Here is a 17,559-nt window from a genome sequence, read left to right on the forward strand (position 1 = left end):
GAAAATAACCTAACGGATGGGTTACGATGAGAGTAGGCACTTACAAAGGATATGTGATTTCGGTGTTTATCAGGGATGAGCATTGCCCGCCCCATGTGCATGTGCGGGGGAACGAATGGGATGCGCGTTTTCGTTTCAGCTTTCTGAATGGGGAAGTGGAGTTGTGGGACGTAGAGCCTGAGCGACGGCAACCACCCATGGCGGTTTTGAAAGAACTACGCGGGGCGGTCATGCAGCGGCACTACTTGGCGCGGGCACGCAGGATCTGGTGGGAATACCTGCAGACGGTCTGCCTGGAGAATCATTCCTGGGATTGGGAGGCGCGCGAGGTGTTGCCTGGGCTCATCATTCAGCCGGGTGTTTATGTGATCGCGCGCGCCCGGCACGATGTTGTGGGGCAGAAAACAATTTTGAACCTGGTCAGGGCGCCGGGTTTTGTGGAGATTGAACTATGAAGCAAATCGTAAAAGCCAAAGCTGTACCCTATAAACCACTCACTGAGGCCGACGTCGAAAAGGCGATAGCCCGAGGGCGCAAGACACGGCACCTTTATGCCCGCGCCAGTTCTGTGCGTTATGAAGACAACTGCATTTCCATCGGCTTTAGCGACGGCAGTCGTGTTGTACTGCCGGTGGCTGGCCTGCCCGAGTTCGCGGGGTTTTCCTTGGAGGACTTTGCGCAACTGGAAGTCGGCTTTGGCGGCAAGGCGCTGTGCTGTGAGGCCCAGGACCTTGATGTTTCAGTCACGGGCCTGATTGCTACCAGCAAACCGCTGATGGACCTGGCCACCAGCCTGGTCGCCTCGCGCAATGGCCGCAAAAGCAGCGCCGCCAAAGCCGCCGCCGCCCGCGCCAATGGCAAGAAGGGCGGACGGCCGCGCAAGAAAGAACCAGAGGACGTTGAGTTACCGCCGGGTCAATAACACCCCGGACTCCATATGGTGGGTCCACGGGAACTGGTCAAACAGCGCACACTGGGTAATCTTGTGCGTGTCGTGCAGTTGCGCAATATTCGCCGCCAAGGTCTCAGGGTTGCAGGAGATGTACAGGATGTTGTCGAAGCGTCGGGTCAGTTCGCAGGTGTCCGGGTCCATGCCGGCGCGCGGTGGGTCGACGAAGACGCTGCCGAATTCGTAACTCTTCAAATCGATACCGTGCAGGCGACGAAACGGACGCACTTCGTTCAGCGCTTCGGTGAGTTCTTCGGCAGAGAGCCGCACCAGCGTGACGTTATCTACCGCGTTTTCATCGAGGTTGCTCAGGGCTGCATTCACCGAGGTCTTGCTGATTTCGGTAGCCAGTACTTTGCGTACACGCGTAGCCAGGGGCAGGGTGAAGTTGCCGTTGCCGCAATACAACTCCAGCAGATCATCTGGGCGATCACCCAGGGCTTCATAAGCCCAGTTGAGCATCTTCTGGTTCACCGTGCCGTTGGGCTGGGTGAAGGCGCCTTCAGGTTGGCGGTAGCTGAAAGTGCGGCCGCCGACGTCGAGTTTTTCCACCACGTAGTCATGGCCAATCACATCGCGCTTGCCCTTGGAGCGGCCGATGATGCTGACATTCAAGTCAGCCGCCAGCTGGTTTGCGGCGGTGTGCCAATGCTCGTCCAGCGGGCGGTGATAGCACAGGGTGATCATCGCGTCGCCGGCCAGGGTGGTGAGGAACTCCACCTGGAACAGCTTGTGGCTCAGGGCCGCACTGGCTTGCCAGGCGGCCTTGAGTTGCGGCATCAACTGGTTGATGCGCAGGCTGGCGATGGGAAATTCTTCGATCAGGATCGGCGTGCGCTTGTCGTCCTGGGAGAACATCGCGTAGTGGCGCTCACCGCCTTCGCGCCACAGGCGGAATTCCGCGCGCAGGCGGAAGTTCTGCAGCGGCGAGTCGAAGACCTGCGGCTCTGGCGCGTCGAACGGGGCCAGTAGGTCACGCAAACGCGTGACCTTGTCTTGCAGTTGAGCGGTGTAGCTTGCGGCGTCAAAAGTCATGCGTTGAACCAGCCCAGCTTGATCACAAACAGAATCGACAGAATCACCAATGCCGGGTTCAGCTCACGGTAGCGGCCCGAAAGCAGCTTGATGGCGGTCCAGGCGATGAAACCGAAGGCGATGCCGTTGGCAATGGAATAGGTGAAAGGCATTGCCAGGGCGGTGACCACCACCGGCGCTGCAACCGTGATGTCGTCCCAGTCGATTTCGGCCAGGCCCTGGGTCATCAGCACTGCCACGAACAGCAGTGCTGGCGCGGTGGCGTAGGCCGGTACGCTGGCGGCCAGTGGCGAGAAGAACAACGCCAGCAGGAACAGGATCGCGACCACGATGGCGGTCAAGCCGGTACGGCCACCGGCGCTCACGCCCGCAGCCGATTCTATGTAGCTGGTGGTGGTCGAAGTACCCAGCAGTGAGCCGGCCATGGCGGCGGTACTGTCGGCGATCAGTGCACGGCCCATTTTTGGCATATGGCCGTCCTTGCCCATCAGGCCGGCACGCTTGGCCACGCCGATCAGGGTGCCGGAGTTATCGAACAGGTCCACGAACAGGAACGCGAAGATCACACTGACCAAGCCGATATCCAACGCGCCTTTGATATCCAGCTGCAGGAAGGTCGGGGCCAGGGACGGTGGTACCGAGGTCACACCGATGAACGGGGTGAAGCCCAATACGATGGAGGCGATGGTCACCGCCAGGATGCCGATCAGCACCGCACCGCGCACGGCCAGGGCCTCCAGTGCAACGATCAGCACGAAACCGAGGGTAGCCAGGATCGGCGCAGGTTGTTTCAGGTCGCCCAGGCCGACCATGGTGGCTGGGTTGCTGACCACGATCCCGGCGTTATGCAGGGCGATCAGTGCCAGGAACAGGCCGATACCGGCGGCAATCGCCGAGCGCAGCGGCAGTGGGATAGCATTGATGATCCATTCACGAATACGGAAGATCGACAGCAGGAAGAACAGCACCGCCGAGATAAACACCGCACCCAGCGCAACCTGCCAGGTATGGCCCATGTGCAGGACCACGGTGTAAGTAAAGAAGGCGTTGAGGCCCATGCCGGGCGCGAGTGCGATCGGGTAGTTGGCGATCAGGCCCATCACGGTCGAACCGATGGCGGCCGCCAGGCAGGTCGCGACGAACACCGCGCCTTTGTCCATGCCGGTCTCGCCGAGGATGCTCGGGTTCACGAACAGAATGTAGGCCATGGCCAGGAATGTCGTGATGCCCGCGAGGATCTCGGTGCGCACGTTGGTGTTGTGTGCCTTGAGTTGAAACAGCTTTTCCAGCATGCCTGCTCCCAGTGACGCTCTGTGGCGTCGTGATTTGTTGACCTCTAAGTCAAAGCACAAACTGCGCCAAGCGCCTGTGGTTTCAGAGAGGATCGGAAAAAGCGGCGCATCATACCAGCAGCCGAGGCCTTGAGGCATACTGCGCCGACGTTTAAACCAAGGTCATTTGCAGCATGAAAAACGCCAGCCCGTGGAGTCTAGCCCTGATCCCCTGTATCAGCCTGTTGCTCGGCGCAGCACCGGCCTGGGGCGCAGCTGCACCGCCGTTGAGCGAAGTGCGTGTGTTCCAGGTCGAGTCGGCAGCGTGTAAGGAAAGCATCCCCGAGCGCGCGCAGAGCACACAGATGTGTACGCACCGTGGGCCTACCAAGGTTTCCGTCATGGAGGTGGGCCTCGGTAACAACCCCATGGGTCGCTTCGATGGCGCTGAATTGAATGGGCAACGCACGGCGGTTTGCCAGGTCGGCAATATCAGCGAAGTGTGCGACGGCGCGGGCACACTGATGGGCTACATCTATGTGTTTGACCTGAATGTCGAGGCCCAAGGCTGGTTCCAGTACAGCAATTCCTCGATCAACCCCCCGCAAAACACCCTGACCACGCAGCTCAATATCCGCTGATCAATCACCTTGAACGCTCATTACCCCGGGAAGTCGTACCCCTGAGACGGCGATTTCCCTGAACGCCGCGGATGTCCACCAACCCGTGAGGTGTTTATGAGCGCAACCCCCAATGGCGCGGCGGCCCAACCGTTCGTCAGCCACTCGATACGCCTGAGCCTCAATGGCCAGGATCGCGAACTGGATGTATTGCCCTGGACCACATTGCTCGACCTTCTGCGCGAGCAACTCGACCTTGTCGGCAGCAAAAAAGGCTGCGACCACGGCCAATGCGGGGCCTGCACGGTGTTGCGCGATGGCAAGCGGATCAATGCCTGCCTGACCCTGGCGGTGATGTGCGATGGCGCCGAGCTCACCACCATCGAGGGCTTGGCCGACGGCGACCAACTGCACCCGATGCAGCAAGCCTTCATCACACACGACGCCTTCCAATGCGGTTATTGCACCCCCGGCCAGATCTGTTCGGCAGTTGGTCTGGCTAATGAAGGACGAGCCCACGACACCGCCCAGATCCAGGAGCTGATGAGCGGCAACCTCTGTCGTTGTGGCGCCTACAGCAATATCCGCGATGCCATTGAAGAAGTCGTTGGAGGTGAGCGATGAATCCCTTCCACTACAGCAAGCCGGCCGATGTGCAGGAAGCTGTGCACCTGAGCAGCGCCGCCTCGCGTTTTATCGCCGGCGGCACCAACCTGCTGGACTTGATGAAAGAAAACATCAGCCGTCCCGAGCATCTCATCGATATCACGGGGTTGCCGTTAAATGAAATTCAAGCAACCACCGAGGGCGGACTGCTGATCGGCGCTCTTGTGAGCAACGCCGACCTGGCCTGGCACCCGCTGATCGAGCAGCGTTACCCACTGCTGTCCCAGGCCATCCTCGCTGGCGCCTCGCCGCAACTGCGCAATATGGCCAGTACCGGCGGCAACTTGTTGCAGCGCACCCGTTGCTACTACTTTTATGACGCCACGGTGCCTTGCAACAAACGCGAGCCCGGCAGCGGCTGCCCGGCACGCACGGGTCTGAATCGCATTCATGCCATCCTTGGCGCCAGTGAACAGTGCGTCGCGACGCATCCTTCCGACATGTGCGTGGCGTTGGCGGCGTTGGAAGCGCGGGTGCATGTGGAAGGCCGTGCAGGTGCTCGCGTTATCGAGTTTGCCGACTTCCATCGCCTGCCCGGCGATGCGCCGCAGCGTGACAACCAATTGGCTGACGATGAGCTGATTACCGCCATCGAACTGCCCGCCGACAATCTGGCAAACCACAGCAACTACCTGAAAATTCGCGACCGCGCTTCCTATGCGTTCGCCCTGGTGTCCGTCGCGGCAGCTTTGGAGCTGGACGGCGACCGTATCGTCGACGCACGTCTGGCCCTGGGTGGCGTAGCCCATAAACCCTGGCGTGATCGCGCGGTGGAAGCCGCGCTAATCGGCCAGCTCGTCAGCCGCGAAACCTTCAGCCACGCCGCCGACGCGCTGCTGCAAGACGCAGAACCTCTGGAACACAACGGCTTCAAGATCAAGTTGGCGCGCCGGGGCATCATTCGTGCCCTGAGTGACGCCGCTGTTGCAGGAGAACACCCATGACCGCCATCGGCAAACCCTTGGACCGGGTCGACGGTCTGCTCAAGGTCACAGGCAAAGCGCGTTACGCCGGTGAGTTTCCCGAGGACGGCCTGCTGCATGGCAGCGTGGTGTCCAGCACCGTCGCCAAGGGCCGCGTACTGCGTATCGACGCTTCCAGGGCGTTGGCGCTGCCGGGGGTGGTGGCGGTAATTGATCACCTCAACCGGCCAAGAATCGCCAGCTACGACGACGCTTTCCAGGATGCCGACGCCGCCGACGGCTCGCCGTTTCGTCCGCTCTACAATGACCGCGTGCTGTACAGCGGCCAGCCCCTGGCCCTGGTGATCGCCGACAACCTCGAATTGGCGCGGCATGCCGGCTCTCTGGTGGAGATCGAGTACGCAACCGAAGCCTTCGAAACCGACCTGCTGGCCATGCAGCAACAGGCTCACGCCTCGCCGCAAACCCCGCCCAAACCACGCGGTGACTTCCAGGCAGTATGGACCGACGCCGCCGTCAGCCTGGACGTGCATTACAGCACGCCCATCGAACACCACAACCCGATGGAGCCCCACGCCAGCACGGTGCTGTATCAGCCGGACGGCACCCTGCATATCCATGACAAGACCCAGGGCCCGCAGAACTGTCAGGCCTATGTGCAAAAAGTTTTCGGCCTGGAGAAAAGCCAGGTACGCATCTTTGCCGCGTTTGTCGGCGGCGCGTTTGGTTCCGGCCTGCGTCCGCAGTACCAATTGCCGTTGGCAGTGATGGCCTCGTTGGCGCTCAAGCGTTCGGTGCGGGTAACGCTGACGCGCCAGCAAATGTTCACGTTCGGCTATCGCCCGCGCACTCTGCAGCGCCTGCAACTCGGCGCTGCCGCTAATGGGCGCCTGCTGGCGTTGGGGCACACCGCCATTGGCCAGACTTCGCGTTTCGAAGACTTCAGCGAACACGTCGTGGAATGGAGCGGCATGCTCTACCACTGCGACAACGTGCAGCTTACTTATAAGTTGGTGCCCCTGGACGTCTTCACGCCTTTGGACATGCGCGCGCCGGGCGCCGCCCTCGGCGTGATCGGCCTGGAGTGCGCCATGGACGAGCTGGCCTGCGCACTGGGGATGGACCCGGTGCAACTGCGGCTGATCAACTACGCCGAGCGCAACCAGAACGAAGACAAGCCCTGGTCGAGCAAAGCCCTGCGCGAGTGTTACCGCGAAGGCGCCGAGCGTTTTGGCTGGAGCCAGCGCAACCCGGAACCGCGCAGTATGCGCGACGGCCGCCAGTTGATCGGTTGGGGCATGGCCGGCGGCGTGTGGGAAGCCATGCAGATGAAGGCCAGCGCCAAGGCGCACATCGATGCGCAGGGCAAGCTGACCGTCAGCAGCGCCACCACCGATATCGGCACCGGTACGTACACGGTGATGACCCAGATCGCGGCGCAGGCCAGCGGTGTGGCGGTTGAAGATGTGGCGTTTCTGCTGGGAGATTCATCATTGCCCACCGCGCCGTTGCAGGGCGGTTCATTCACGGTGTCCTCCGTCGGTACTGCCGTGCAGCAAGCCTGCGAGGCCTTGAATGCCAAGCTGCTGAACATCGCACGGCAGACTTATCCGGTGTTCAAGGACGCCGAAGCCGTGCGCTTCGAAGACGGTCTACTGCATACCGGCGACGTGAGTGTGTCGCTGGCGCAGTTGGTCAAGGACAGCGGCGAAGACGCGCTGCAAGTGCAGGTCGACAGTGAGCCCGACAAAAAACGCGAGGGCTACAGCACCGCCACCCACTCAGCCGTCTTCGTCGAGGTGCAAGTGGACGAAGACCTGGGCACCATCAAGGTCCGCCGGGTGGTCAGCGCGATTGCCGCCGGACGTGTGGTCAACCCGAAGATGGCCCGTAGCCAGATCCTCGGCGGGGTCGTATGGGGCATCGGCATGGCATTGCATGAAGAAACCCAGATCGACCATCAGTTGGGGCGCTACATGAACCACAGCCTGGCGGAGTATCACATTCCGGTTAACGCCGATATTGGCGACATTGACGTGGTGTTTGTCGAAGAACACGACGAGATCGTCAACGCCCTGGGGTCCAAGGGCGTTGGGGAGATCGGTATCGTCGGGGTGGCAGCGGCGGTGGCCAATGCGATTTATCACGCCACCGGCAAGCGAGTGCGGGAGTTTCCCATCACGCTGGATAAGGTGCTGTAACGCAAATCTTCAAGCCAGTGAAGATCAACTGTGGGAGCTGGCTTGCCTGCGATGGCGATCGCTCATGTCCTGATGAGGTGACTGGCACACCGCCATCGCGGGCAAGCCCGCTCCCACATTTACCCTATTTCAACATTAGGTTATGTGGCGGGCTTGATAGCGGGTTCTTCCACGGGCACATGCATGCGGTCACGGTTGGCCAGGGTCGGGAACAGCTTGATCCAGACCCCGGTCACCACCAGCGTACCGATCCCGCCCATGACCACGGCGGGCACGGTGCCGAACCAGTGGGCGGTAATCCCGGATTCGAACTCGCCCAACTGGTTGGACGCGCCGATAAACAGGCCGTTGACCGCACTGACCCGCCCGCGCATTTCATCCGGCGTCTCCAACTGCACGAACGAGGCGCGGATCACCATGCTGATCATGTCCGCCGCGCCCAGCACCACCAGCACCGCCAGGGAGAACCAGAACGAGGTGGACAGGCCAAAGGCGATGGTCGCCACGCCGAACACGCCGACGGCCGTGAACATCACGCGGCCCACATGGCGGTCCACGGAAAACCGCGCCAGCCACAGCGACATCAACAACGCGCCCACCGCCGGCGCCGAACGCAGCAGGCCCAGGCCCCAGGCGCCGGTCAACAGGATGTCTTTGGCAAACACCGGCAGCAACGCGGTGGCGCCACCCAGCAGCACGGCGAACAGGTCGAGCGAGATGGCACCGAGGATATCCGGGCGGCTGCGGATGAAGCGGATGCCGGCCAGCAGAGAATCCAGGGTGGCCTTGCCTTTGTTGAGTGGTGTCTGGCGGGCGGGCAGGTTGAGGGTCAGCATGCAGGCGATGAGGTACAGCACTACCGTGGGGCCATAGACCCAGACGCTGCCAAACGCGTACAGCAAACCGCCGAGGGCGGGTGCGACGATGGTTGCCAGTTGCTGGGCCGACTGCGAGGAGGCCACGGCTCGCGGGAATAAAGTGCTGGGTACGATGCTGGGCAGCATCGCCTGGGTGGTGGGCATTTCAAACGAACGCGCGGCACCGAGCAGGAAGGCGAGGATGAAGATCATCTCGCGGGTCACATTGCCGGTCAGCCCGCCGATGGCCAGGCTCAAGGCAATCAGTGCCTGCACGGTCTGGCAGATGGCGGCGACCTTGCGCCGTTCATAGCGGTCCGCCACATGCCCGGTGTGCAACATGAACAGTACGCGAGGCACGAATTCCACCAGGCCGACCAAGCCCAGGTCCAGCACATTGCCGGTCAGTTGATAGAGGTTCCAACCGATAGCCACGGTGAGCATCTGGAAACCGCTGGCGGTAAAGATGCGCGCCAGCCAGAACGCGATGAAAGGGCGGTGGTGACGCAACAACAACGCGGGTTCACTAGGCATCGGGGATTCAGGTCAGGGCCGGAGGGAGCGCCGAGATTATCATCAAGTTGTAACAGATAGTTGCAAGAACTGATCTGAGGCAGTCTGTCACGCGGCAAAAGACCACACAGTTCAATCCCGAAAATGGGACTACTCTTTCAGCAATGCTTGATCCAGATCAATGTCCGCCTGGGCATCGATCTGGCGGCCTTAGGGCCAGATTCCCTACGCGGTGGGTTAAAAAAAGAAACGAATTGAAATTCGCCAGACTCCATATCCGTGGGGGCAGTGGGTGCAGGCTCCCGCCAGCAGCCGGTATTACCTGACAGAGGAAGACTTATGTTCGGTTTGGAGGCGCTAGATCTCGCCCGAATTCAATTCGCGTTCACCATCTCTTTCCACATCCTGTTCCCGGCGATCACCATCGGCCTGGCCAGTTACCTCGCGGTGCTGGAAGGCTTGTGGCTCAAGACGCACAACGACACCTACCGTGACCTCTACCATTTCTGGTCGAAGATCTTTGCCGTCAACTTCGGCATGGGCGTGGTCTCCGGGTTGGTCATGGCCTACCAGTTCGGCACCAACTGGAGCCGTTTCTCAGACTTCGCTGGCGCCGTCACCGGGCCGCTTCTTACGTACGAAGTGCTCACGGCCTTCTTCCTCGAGGCCGGTTTCCTGGGCGTAATGCTGTTTGGCTGGAACAAGGTGGGGCGCAATCTGCACTTCTTCTCCACCGTGATGGTGGCCGTCGGTACGCTGATTTCCACGTTCTGGATCCTCTCGTCCAACAGCTGGATGCAGACGCCCCAGGGCTTTGAAATCATTGATGGCCGTGTGATCCCTACCGATTGGTTCGCCGTGGTCTTCAACCCCTCGTTCCCTTATCGCCTGGCGCACATGGCCACCGCGGCGTTCGTAGCGACTGCGTTCTTCGTCGGCTCCTCGGCGGCTTGGCACTTGCTGCGTGGCAAGGACAACCCGGCGATCCGCAAAATGCTCTCGATGGCCATGTGGATGGCCCTGATCGTCGCGCCTATCCAGGCGGTGATCGGTGACTTCCACGGGCTGAATACCTTGAAGCACCAGCCGGCGAAAATCGCCGCGATTGAAGGTCACTGGGAAAACATCGGCAACGAACCGACGCCGTTGATCTTGTTCGGCTGGCCGGACATGAAGGAGGAACGGACCAAGTACGCCGTCGAGATCCCGTACTTGGGCAGCCTGATCCTCACCCACTCCTTGGACAAACAAGTGCCGGCGCTCAAGGAATTCCCACCGGAAGACCGCCCTAACTCGACCATCGTGTTCTGGTCGTTCCGGGTCATGGTCGGCCTGGGCTTCCTGATGATTTTCACCGGTCTGTTCAGCCTCTGGCTGCGCCGGGGCGACAAGATGTACACGTCCAAACCGTTCCTCTACCTGGCGTTGTGGATGGGGCCGTCCGGCCTGATCGCGATTCTTGCCGGCTGGTTCACCACCGAGATCGGCCGTCAGCCGTGGGTGGTGTATGGCTTGATGCGCACGGCGGATGCTTCATCCGGGCATAGCCTGGCGCAGATGACGATCACCCTGGTGTTGTTCGTGGTGGTGTACTTCGCGCTGTTCGGCGCAGGCCTGGGCTACATGATGCGCCTGGTGCGCAAGGGCCCTGTGACCCACGAAAGCACCGAGCCAACCCACGGTGGCCCTGGCCAGAAACGCACACCGGCCCGTCCGTTGTCCGCCGCCGATGATGATGGCAACGATGACGACCACACCCACATCCAGCACAAGGGGCATTGAGATGGGTATTGATCTTCCGCTGATCTGGGCCGTGATCATTATCTTCGGCATCATGATGTACGTGGTCATGGACGGCTTCGACCTGGGTATCGGCATCCTGTTTCCGTTTATCCCCGGCAAAACCGACCGTGACGTGATGATGAACACCGTGGCGCCGGTCTGGGACGGTAACGAAACCTGGCTGGTACTGGGCGGCGCGGCGTTGTTTGGCGCATTCCCGCTGGCCTATTCGGTGGTGTTGTCGGCGCTGTACCTGCCGCTGATCCTGATGCTGATCGGGCTGATCTTCCGTGGCGTGGCGTTCGAGTTCCGCTTCAAGGCCAAGGACCATAAGCGTCACCTGTGGGACAAGGCGTTTATCGGCGGTTCGCTGGCGGCGACGTTCTTCCAAGGCGTGGCACTGGGGGCGTTTATCGACGGCATTCCCGTGGTGAATCGCCAGTTTGCCGGTGGTTCACTGGACTGGGCCACGCCGTTCACAATGTTCTGTGGCGTGGCGCTGATCGTGGCCTATGCCTTGCTCGGCTGCACTTGGCTGATCATGAAGACCGAAGGCCCGTTGCAGGAAAAGATGCACAACCTGGCACGGCCACTGGCCTTTGTGGTGTTGGCGGTGATCGGCATCGTGAGCATCTGGACGCCATTGACGCACCCGGAAATTGCCTCGCGCTGGTTCACCCTGCCGAATCTGTTCTGGTTCCTGCCGGTGCCGATTCTGGTATTGGTGACCATGTACGGGCTGATCCGCGCGGTGGCGCGTAATGCGCACTACACGCCATTCCTGCTGACGCTGGTGCTGATTTTCCTGGGCTACAGTGGTTTGGGCATCAGCCTGTGGCCGAATATCATTCCGCCCTCCGTGTCGATCTGGGACGCCGCCGCACCGCCGCAGAGCCAGGGCTTCATGCTGGTCGGCACCTTGTTCATCATCCCGTTCATCCTGGGCTACACCTTCTGGAGCTACTACGTGTTCCGCGGCAAGGTCACCCACGAAGATGGTTATCACTAGGAGGGTCGTTTCATGTCCGGCAAACCTTCGTTGCACGAGATCGAACAGGCCGAGAAACAGCCGTTGTGGCGGCGCCTGGGGTGGCTGGCGATGATCTGGACCGGCAGCGTGCTGGCCCTGTTTGTCGTGGCCAGCCTGATGCGCATGTTCATGAATGCGGCCGGCTTGACCACCCACTGACATCCCGATCCGGGCCTGACGGCTCGGCTTTCCAACCCTGCTTTTCGCGAGAGAAGCAGGGTTTTTTTATTTACGGGGTTTATTTACGGGCTTTGAGGATCACAAATTTTGGCGTGGTGGCGACTTGCTCGACACCCCGGAATAAGCGCGCCAGTTTGGTGTGATAACCCAGATGACGGTTGCCGACTATATAGAGGGCACCGCCCACCACCAGCGCTTCACGCGCCTGCTGGAACATGCGCCAGGCGAGGAAGTCACCGACCACCTGTTGTTGATGGAAGGGTGGGTTGCACAAAACGACGTCCAGTGAACCGGGTTCCTGGCCGGCAAGGCCATCGGCGGCGCGTATGGCTACGTCGCGATCACCGAGGGCGGCTTGCCAGTTTTCGGCCGCCGATTGCACGGCCATATAGGACTCGTCTACCAAGGTGTACTGCGCTTCGGGGTTTTGCAGGGCGCTGGCAATCGCCAATACACCGTTGCCGCAACCCAAGTCCGCCACACGTGCGTTGTCCAGGTTTTTCGGCAGGTGGGGCAGGAACGCGCGGGTGCCGATGTCCAGGCTTTCGCGGCAGAACACGTTGGCGTGGTTCAGCAATTCGATCGCCGGCGTGTCCAGGGTGTAGCGGGTGGGGTAGGGCGAGCTGGCTGCCGGGCGCTCTTGCGCCGTGGCAATCAGCAGTCGCGCCTTTTTCACCGCAAGCGATGCCTGCATCGGCCCGATGTAACGCTCCAGCAACTCGCCCGCTGCCCGTGGCAGGTGCTTGATCATTGCCCCGGCGATAACTTGAGCGCCCGGCGCGAGTTGGCCCTGCAGGCGGATCAGTTGCTCTTCCAGCAGCGCCAGGGTTTTCGGTACGCGGATCAGCACACAGTCGAAAGGCCCAGCCGGAACCTGGCTCGCGGGGATGAATGCCACTGCATCAAACGCCTTGCCGTTACGTACCAGGTTCTTCTCCAGGCCCTGGGCAGCGAGGAACGAATCACCGCTGGACGTGACCTGAACCTGCCCCTGAAGGCTGGCCGCCAGCGCGCCGAAGCTGTCATTGAGCACCAGCACGCGAGTCGCAGCAGTCGGTTGCTGCTCGGCCAGATAGTTGAGCAGGTATTCGTCGGCGGCATCGAAGGCTTGTAGCGGATCGTTATGTTGCTCTGGCTGACGGATCAGGTCGAGTTGGGCGAAGGGGCTTTCAAGCAGGGGCATGGCGGGGGAGGCTCTGGGTCGTCGATGGGAGTCCGGCAATCGCTGCAGAACCCTCTGAGTGAACTACGGTGCGGGCCGGGGGGCAGCATCAACACTCAGAATTGACTGTAAATGTTACTTTTTTTCCAGAGGGATTACATGCGGTGTTTCCAGGCAATTAAAAACAGCCCATTTGGGATGCCCTGAGCACTGCGGCGATCTTGTTATTGACCCCCAGTTTCTTGAGTGCACTGGCGATGTGAAACCCTATCGTACGCTCTGACAGGCACAGGATTGTGGCGATTTCTGCGGCGGTCTTGCCCAAGCCTGACCATTTGAGGATTTCGGTTTCCCGCGGGGTCAGTTTGCAGGGAGGTTTGAAACTGGGTTCGTCGGCAAATTTCTGTGCCACTACCGCATGCAGGGCATGACACAGCCACAGCACCTGGCCGGCTTTTTCATACAGTTCGTCCGGGCTGACTTCACCTTTACTACGACCCAGGGTCAGCATGCTGAAGACACCCTGGAAATCATGTACTGCTTGAGTCCAGCCTAGGTGCACGCCATGGGATTGGGCCAGTTGCCATAAACTGGGTGCGGCACCAAATGCCTTTTCTTCCCAGAGGATGGGCAGTACGCAACGTTTGCAATGGGCTACAACGGGGTCTACATCGAAAAAGTGTGCTCGTTTGTAGAGGTTGTTCCATTCGTTTGGGTAGTTGTTTATGTGGATTGGTTTTGTTTGGTTATTGGGTAGTTGAGAACTCATCGTAAAGGAACAAAATTGGAAGCCAAGTTCTAACGTGTGATTGAGGGCCATTTCAAAAACACTGGTTATCTGGTTCTCGCCTTCCAGTTTGGGGAGTCTTGTGTTGCGCCAGCTAATCATTGGTCACTCTCCATGAGATCCTACTGGCTGCGGGTACGTCCTTACCCCCGCAGCTGCACGAGATTGATTGTAGGATATGGCCTACATGTTTAAGTGAAAAAAGTTAAAAATCTTTTGTTTTGAAGAAGTCTCGCCTTGTGCAAAGAGTAAAGGTTTGTATAGGTTGCGCGCGTGTTTAATTTTTTTAATACGAATTAGAGAGTTGTCAGTGCTGTCAAATTGATGGCTATTAAAAGCACTGCATCATCTGAGGTCATTTAGTACTTGCTAATAGCCAAATGGTTAGTCTCGGTCCATATGCCGACGCCTTGACAAGCGCGAATGCCAGTACAAATCAGCGGTGTTTGCGCTCGTCACTTTGAGGGACACTAGGGCACCTGTAGAACGGAGCCCCCCATGACGGCCAGCGCTGAGAAATTTACCCGCCAGACATTGCTCGACGTGCAATCGCTGACCCCCAGCCTGTTTACCCTGCGCACTACCCGCGATGCGGGCTTTCGTTTCACGGCGGGGCAGTTTGTGCGGTTGGGGGTTACCAAGGCGGATGGCAGCACCGTATGGCGCGCCTATTCGCTGGTGTCCTCACCGTTTGATGAGCATCTGGATTTCTTCTCGATCGTCGTCCCCGGCGGAGAGTTCACCAGCGAACTGAGCCGCCTGCGGGTAGGCGATACCTTGATGGTGGAGCGCCAAGCCACGGGTTTCCTGACCTTGAACCGCTTCGTTGATGGCCGCGATTTGTGGATGCTCGGGACGGGCACCGGGGTGGCGCCGTTTTTGTCGATCCTGCAGGACTTCGAGGTCTGGGAGAAATTCGAGCGCATCATCCTGGTGTATAGCGCACGGGAAGCCAAGGAACTCGCGTATCAGACGCTGATCAAGGAGCTGGGTGAGCGTGAATACCTCGCCGAGTACGCACACAAACTCACCTACGTTCCCACCGTCACCCGTGAGCAGCATCCTGGCGCGTTGAATGGGCGCATCACCACACTGATCGAAAATGGCGAGCTTGAACGTGCAGCCGGCGTCGAGTTGACCCCGGAGCATTCGCGCGTGCTGATCTGCGGTAACCCGCAGATGGTCGATGACACGCGCCAGTTGCTCAAGCTGCGTGACATGAACCTGAGCTTGAGCCGCCGCCCCGGCCAAGTCGCGGTGGAAAACTACTGGTAATAAAAAAGGCGCCTCTAGCAGGCGCCTTTTTTCTCAAGCCGGTCTTTACAGGCGCGGCTTGTCATTCTGTGCCTTGAGCAGATCGCGGATCTCACCCAGCAACACTTCTTCCTTGGTCGGCGTCGGCGGCAGGCTTGGCGCCACGGCCTCTTCACGCTTCAGGCGGTTGATCGCTTTCACACCCATGAAAATCGCAAACGCGACAATCACAAAGTCGATGACGCTCTGAATGAACTTGCCGTAGGCCAGCACCACCGCAGGCACATCGCCCTGTGCTGCCTTGAGCGTTATCGCCAGGTCACCGAAGTCCACGCCACCGATCAACAGACCGATTGGCGGCATCACCACGTCGCCTACAAACGAGGAAACAATTTTGCCGAAGGCTGCGCCGATGATGATACCGACGGCCATGTCGACCACATTACCTTTGACCGCGAAGGCCTTGAACTCACTGATCACGCCCATAGGTTATTCCTTGTTACAGATGAGAAGGGTGGGACTCAGTGTAAGACAGTCGTAGCGGGCTTGCCCGACACAACCCTTAACACTGTTAGTTTTTATCGACACATTAAAACGCAAATAGTTTGCAAAGTGCCACCAGTCGCGCGCGAAATACGCCTGATATCAGCGACTTAACAGATTATTTTGTTAATCGGGTTGTTGTGAGTTTTCTATTTATCTTCTGACTCTCGGGTCACTAGCCTCTGGCAAGCACAACTGAATGTGCACTAAAAAAACCAGAGGAAACCTCGATGAAGAATCCAATGAGCCGCGCGCCTGTTTCAGCGCGATACGCGCTGGTACTGGCGACCGCCAGCCTGCTTTCCCTGTCCGTACACGCCGCCAACCTGACCCGCGATAACGGTGCTGCGGTGGGGGACAACCAGAACTCGCAGACCGCCGGCGCCAATGGCCCGGTGTTGCTGCAAGACGTGCAGTTGATCCAGAAGCTGCAGCGCTTCGACCGCGAGCGCATCCCTGAGCGCGTGGTCCACGCCCGTGGTACCGGCGCCCACGGTACTTTCACCGTCACCGACAACCTCAGCGACCTGACCAAGGCCAAGGTGTTCGCGGCCGGCGAAGCCACCCCTGTGTTCGTGCGCTTCTCCGCCGTGGTCCACGGCAACCACTCCCCGGAAACCCTGCGCGACCCGCGTGGTTTCGCCACCAAGTTCTACACCGCCGATGGCAACTGGGACCTGGTGGGCAACAACTTCCCGACGTTCTTTATCCGCGATGCCATCAAGTTCCCGGACATGGTCCACGCTTTCAAACCGGACCCGCGTACCAACCTGGATGACGATTCCCGTCGCTTCGACTTCTTCTCCCACGTGCCCGAGTCCACGCGCACGCTGACCGAGCTGTACTCCGACTCCGGCACCCCGGCCAGCTATCGGGAAATGGACGGCAACGGCGTGCATGCCTACAAGCTGATCAACGCCAAGGGTGAGGTGCACTACGTCAAGTTCCACTGGAAGAGCCTGCAAGGCATCAAGAACCTTGATCCCAAGCAAGTCACCGAAGTGCAGGGCCGTGATTACAGCCACATGACCAACGATCTGGTCACGCATATCAACAAGGGCGACTTCCCCAAGTGGGACCTGTACGTGCAGGTGCTCAAGCCTGAGGACCTGGCCAAGTTCGACTTCGATCCACTGGACGCCACCAAGATCTGGCCGAATGTGCCTGAGCGCAAAGTCGGGCAGATGGTGCTGAACCGCAACCCCACCAACGTGTTTCAGGAAACCGAGCAAGTGGCCATGGCCCCGGCCAACCTGGTGCCGGGCATCGAGCCGTCTGAGGACCGCCTGCTGCAAGGTCGCGTATTCTCCTACGCCGACACCCAGATGTACCGCCTGGGCGCCAACGCCCTGCAACTGCCGATCAACGCCCCGCGGGTGACCGTCAACAACGGTAACCAGGACGGCGCGATGAACTTCGGCAAGACCACCACTGGCGTGAACTACCAGCCAAGTCGTCTGCTGCCACGGGACGAGCCGCAAACCGCGCGCTACAGCCAGTCAGCCCTGTCGGGCAGCACCCAGCAGGCGAAGATCCAGCGCGAGCAGAACTTCAAGCAGGCCGGTGATCTGTACCGCTCCTTCACCAAGAAAGAGCGTCAGGACTTGATCGAGAACTTTGGTGGCTCGCTGGCGACCACCGATGACGAGAGCAAGCACATCATCCTGTCGTTCCTGTACAAGGCCGACCCGGAATATGGCACCGGCGTGGCCAAGTTTGCCAAGGGTGACCTGGCGCGCGTGAAGGCGCTGGCGGACAAACTCACCGACTGACCACGCCCCCCCCT

The 17,559-nt window shown here is 59.9% G+C and carries 17 protein-coding genes; 11 read left to right on the top strand and 6 right to left on the bottom strand.

The window, feature by feature from the left end; translation table 11 throughout:
• The first annotated feature begins 26 nt into the window (after window positions 1-26).
• Both WH299_RS20975 and WH299_RS20980 read left to right on the top strand, forming a co-directional pair.
• Window positions 27-455, top strand: a complete 429-nt coding sequence (locus WH299_RS20975; RefSeq protein WP_122728017.1) for a DUF4160 domain-containing protein — start codon at window positions 27-29, stop codon at window positions 453-455.
• Window positions 452-922 (top strand): DUF2442 domain-containing protein, encoded by a 471-nt coding sequence (locus WH299_RS20980; RefSeq protein WP_028618024.1) that lies wholly within the window; start codon window positions 452-454, stop codon window positions 920-922. The genes WH299_RS20975 and WH299_RS20980 overlap by 4 nt, the downstream gene beginning before the upstream one ends.
• Here WH299_RS20980 and trmA read toward each other — a convergent pair.
• Complete coding sequence (gene trmA, locus WH299_RS20985; protein WP_028618023.1) at window positions 905-1,984, bottom strand: tRNA (uridine(54)-C5)-methyltransferase TrmA; 1,080 nt, start codon at window positions 1,982-1,984, stop codon at window positions 905-907. The genes WH299_RS20980 and trmA overlap by 18 nt on opposite strands.
• Window positions 1,981-3,276 carry an NCS2 family permease gene (locus WH299_RS20990; protein WP_122728019.1) on the bottom strand — a complete coding sequence of 432 codons (1,296 nt, stop codon included), beginning with the start codon at window positions 3,274-3,276 and terminating at the stop codon, window positions 1,981-1,983. The genes trmA and WH299_RS20990 overlap by 4 nt, the downstream gene beginning before the upstream one ends.
• 173 nt (window positions 3,277-3,449) lie before the next feature.
• Between WH299_RS20990 and WH299_RS20995 the strand changes: the two genes are divergently transcribed.
• From WH299_RS20995 to WH299_RS21010, 4 genes are all read left to right on the top strand, one after another.
• Complete coding sequence (locus WH299_RS20995; protein ID WP_339498308.1) at window positions 3,450-3,896, top strand: DUF4879 domain-containing protein; 447 nt, start codon at window positions 3,450-3,452, stop codon at window positions 3,894-3,896.
• 96 nt (window positions 3,897-3,992) lie between these two features.
• Window positions 3,993-4,499, top strand: coding sequence for a (2Fe-2S)-binding protein (locus tag WH299_RS21000; protein ID WP_122728020.1), 507 nt, complete (start codon window positions 3,993-3,995; stop codon window positions 4,497-4,499).
• The gene (locus WH299_RS21005; protein ID WP_339551197.1) at window positions 4,496-5,485 is read left to right on the top strand and encodes an FAD binding domain-containing protein; all 990 of its coding nucleotides are present in this window, start codon (window positions 4,496-4,498) and stop codon (window positions 5,483-5,485) included. Before WH299_RS21000 ends, WH299_RS21005 begins: the two co-directional genes overlap by 4 nt.
• Window positions 5,482-7,665, top strand: a complete 2,184-nt coding sequence (locus WH299_RS21010) for a xanthine dehydrogenase family protein molybdopterin-binding subunit (protein WP_122728024.1) — start codon at window positions 5,482-5,484, stop codon at window positions 7,663-7,665. Before WH299_RS21005 ends, WH299_RS21010 begins: the two co-directional genes overlap by 4 nt.
• Window positions 7,666-7,805: 140 nt before the next feature.
• On the opposite strand, the gene WH299_RS21015 is transcribed toward WH299_RS21010, so the two are convergent.
• Window positions 7,806-9,056 (bottom strand): MFS transporter, encoded by a 1,251-nt coding sequence (locus WH299_RS21015; protein WP_122728026.1) that lies wholly within the window; start codon window positions 9,054-9,056, stop codon window positions 7,806-7,808.
• A gap of 318 nt (window positions 9,057-9,374) precedes the next feature.
• Between WH299_RS21015 and WH299_RS21020 the strand changes: the two genes are divergently transcribed.
• Genes WH299_RS21020 through WH299_RS21030 form a run of 3 tightly spaced genes read left to right on the top strand, consistent with a single transcriptional unit; the run spans window position 9,375 to window position 12,006 of the window.
• Window positions 9,375-10,817 (top strand): cytochrome ubiquinol oxidase subunit I, encoded by a 1,443-nt coding sequence (locus WH299_RS21020; RefSeq protein ID WP_016976762.1) that lies wholly within the window; start codon window positions 9,375-9,377, stop codon window positions 10,815-10,817.
• Window position 10,818: 1 nt separating this feature from the next.
• Window positions 10,819-11,826 carry a cytochrome d ubiquinol oxidase subunit II gene (gene cydB, locus WH299_RS21025; RefSeq protein ID WP_015885994.1) on the top strand — a complete coding sequence of 336 codons (1,008 nt, stop codon included), beginning with the start codon at window positions 10,819-10,821 and terminating at the stop codon, window positions 11,824-11,826.
• Window positions 11,827-11,838: 12 nt separating this feature from the next.
• Window positions 11,839-12,006: a DUF2474 domain-containing protein gene (locus tag WH299_RS21030; RefSeq protein ID WP_010206690.1), complete on the top strand. Its 168-nt coding sequence runs from the start codon at window positions 11,839-11,841 to the stop codon at window positions 12,004-12,006.
• 79 nt (window positions 12,007-12,085) lie between these two features.
• On the opposite strand, the gene WH299_RS21035 is transcribed toward WH299_RS21030, so the two are convergent.
• Both WH299_RS21035 and WH299_RS21040 read right to left on the bottom strand, forming a co-directional pair.
• Window positions 12,086-13,210, bottom strand: a complete 1,125-nt coding sequence (locus WH299_RS21035) for a methyltransferase (RefSeq protein ID WP_339551199.1) — start codon at window positions 13,208-13,210, stop codon at window positions 12,086-12,088.
• A gap of 157 nt (window positions 13,211-13,367) precedes the next feature.
• Window positions 13,368-14,078, bottom strand: a complete 711-nt coding sequence (locus WH299_RS21040) for a helix-turn-helix transcriptional regulator (RefSeq protein ID WP_123475693.1) — start codon at window positions 14,076-14,078, stop codon at window positions 13,368-13,370.
• Window positions 14,079-14,474: 396 nt separating this feature from the next.
• Here WH299_RS21040 and WH299_RS21045 point away from each other — a divergent pair, with 396 nt between their 5' ends.
• The gene (locus WH299_RS21045) at window positions 14,475-15,251 is read left to right on the top strand and encodes a ferredoxin--NADP reductase (protein WP_122728032.1); all 777 of its coding nucleotides are present in this window, start codon (window positions 14,475-14,477) and stop codon (window positions 15,249-15,251) included.
• 45 nt (window positions 15,252-15,296) lie between these two features.
• Here WH299_RS21045 and mscL read toward each other — a convergent pair whose 3' ends face one another.
• A complete protein-coding gene (mscL, locus tag WH299_RS21050; RefSeq protein ID WP_010206685.1) occupies window positions 15,297-15,716 on the bottom strand; it encodes a large-conductance mechanosensitive channel protein MscL in 420 nt (139 codons plus the stop codon).
• A 287-nt stretch (window positions 15,717-16,003) separates the two neighbouring features.
• Between mscL and katB the strand changes: the two genes are divergently transcribed.
• A complete protein-coding gene (gene katB / locus WH299_RS21055) occupies window positions 16,004-17,545 on the top strand; it encodes a catalase KatB (protein ID WP_445262715.1) in 1,542 nt (513 codons plus the stop codon).
• Window positions 17,546-17,559 lie beyond the last annotated feature (14 nt).

Origin of the sequence: Pseudomonas sp. MYb541 (assembly GCF_037479595.1) — a bacterium.
Classification (GTDB): domain Bacteria; phylum Pseudomonadota; class Gammaproteobacteria; order Pseudomonadales; family Pseudomonadaceae; genus Aquipseudomonas; species Aquipseudomonas canadensis.

What these genes read in the sequence shown, in the direction of transcription:
- WH299_RS20980 (WP_028618024.1), top strand. Translation starts at nt 452, where the DNA reads ATGAAGCAAATCGTAAAAGCCAAAGCTGTACCCTATAAACCACTCACT.
- WH299_RS21035 (WP_339551199.1), bottom strand. Translation starts at nt 13,210, where the DNA reads ATGCCCCTGCTTGAAAGCCCCTTCGCCCAACTCGACCTGATCCGTCAG.
- cydB (WP_015885994.1), top strand. Translation starts at nt 10,819, where the DNA reads ATGGGTATTGATCTTCCGCTGATCTGGGCCGTGATCATTATCTTCGGC.
- WH299_RS21020 (WP_016976762.1), top strand. Translation starts at nt 9,375, where the DNA reads ATGTTCGGTTTGGAGGCGCTAGATCTCGCCCGAATTCAATTCGCGTTC.
- WH299_RS21015 (WP_122728026.1), bottom strand. Translation starts at nt 9,056, where the DNA reads ATGCCTAGTGAACCCGCGTTGTTGTTGCGTCACCACCGCCCTTTCATC.
- WH299_RS20990 (WP_122728019.1), bottom strand. Translation starts at nt 3,276, where the DNA reads ATGCTGGAAAAGCTGTTTCAACTCAAGGCACACAACACCAACGTGCGC.
- WH299_RS21030 (WP_010206690.1), top strand. Translation starts at nt 11,839, where the DNA reads ATGTCCGGCAAACCTTCGTTGCACGAGATCGAACAGGCCGAGAAACAG.
- WH299_RS20975 (WP_122728017.1), top strand. Translation starts at nt 27, where the DNA reads ATGAGAGTAGGCACTTACAAAGGATATGTGATTTCGGTGTTTATCAGG.
- WH299_RS20995 (WP_339498308.1), top strand. Translation starts at nt 3,450, where the DNA reads ATGAAAAACGCCAGCCCGTGGAGTCTAGCCCTGATCCCCTGTATCAGC.
- WH299_RS21010 (WP_122728024.1), top strand. Translation starts at nt 5,482, where the DNA reads ATGACCGCCATCGGCAAACCCTTGGACCGGGTCGACGGTCTGCTCAAG.
- mscL (WP_010206685.1), bottom strand. Translation starts at nt 15,716, where the DNA reads ATGGGCGTGATCAGTGAGTTCAAGGCCTTCGCGGTCAAAGGTAATGTG.
- trmA (WP_028618023.1), bottom strand. Translation starts at nt 1,984, where the DNA reads ATGACTTTTGACGCCGCAAGCTACACCGCTCAACTGCAAGACAAGGTC.
- WH299_RS21040 (WP_123475693.1), bottom strand. Translation starts at nt 14,078, where the DNA reads ATGATTAGCTGGCGCAACACAAGACTCCCCAAACTGGAAGGCGAGAAC.
- katB (WP_445262715.1), top strand. Translation starts at nt 16,004, where the DNA reads ATGAAGAATCCAATGAGCCGCGCGCCTGTTTCAGCGCGATACGCGCTG.
- WH299_RS21005 (WP_339551197.1), top strand. Translation starts at nt 4,496, where the DNA reads ATGAATCCCTTCCACTACAGCAAGCCGGCCGATGTGCAGGAAGCTGTG.
- WH299_RS21000 (WP_122728020.1), top strand. Translation starts at nt 3,993, where the DNA reads ATGAGCGCAACCCCCAATGGCGCGGCGGCCCAACCGTTCGTCAGCCAC.
- WH299_RS21045 (WP_122728032.1), top strand. Translation starts at nt 14,475, where the DNA reads ATGACGGCCAGCGCTGAGAAATTTACCCGCCAGACATTGCTCGACGTG.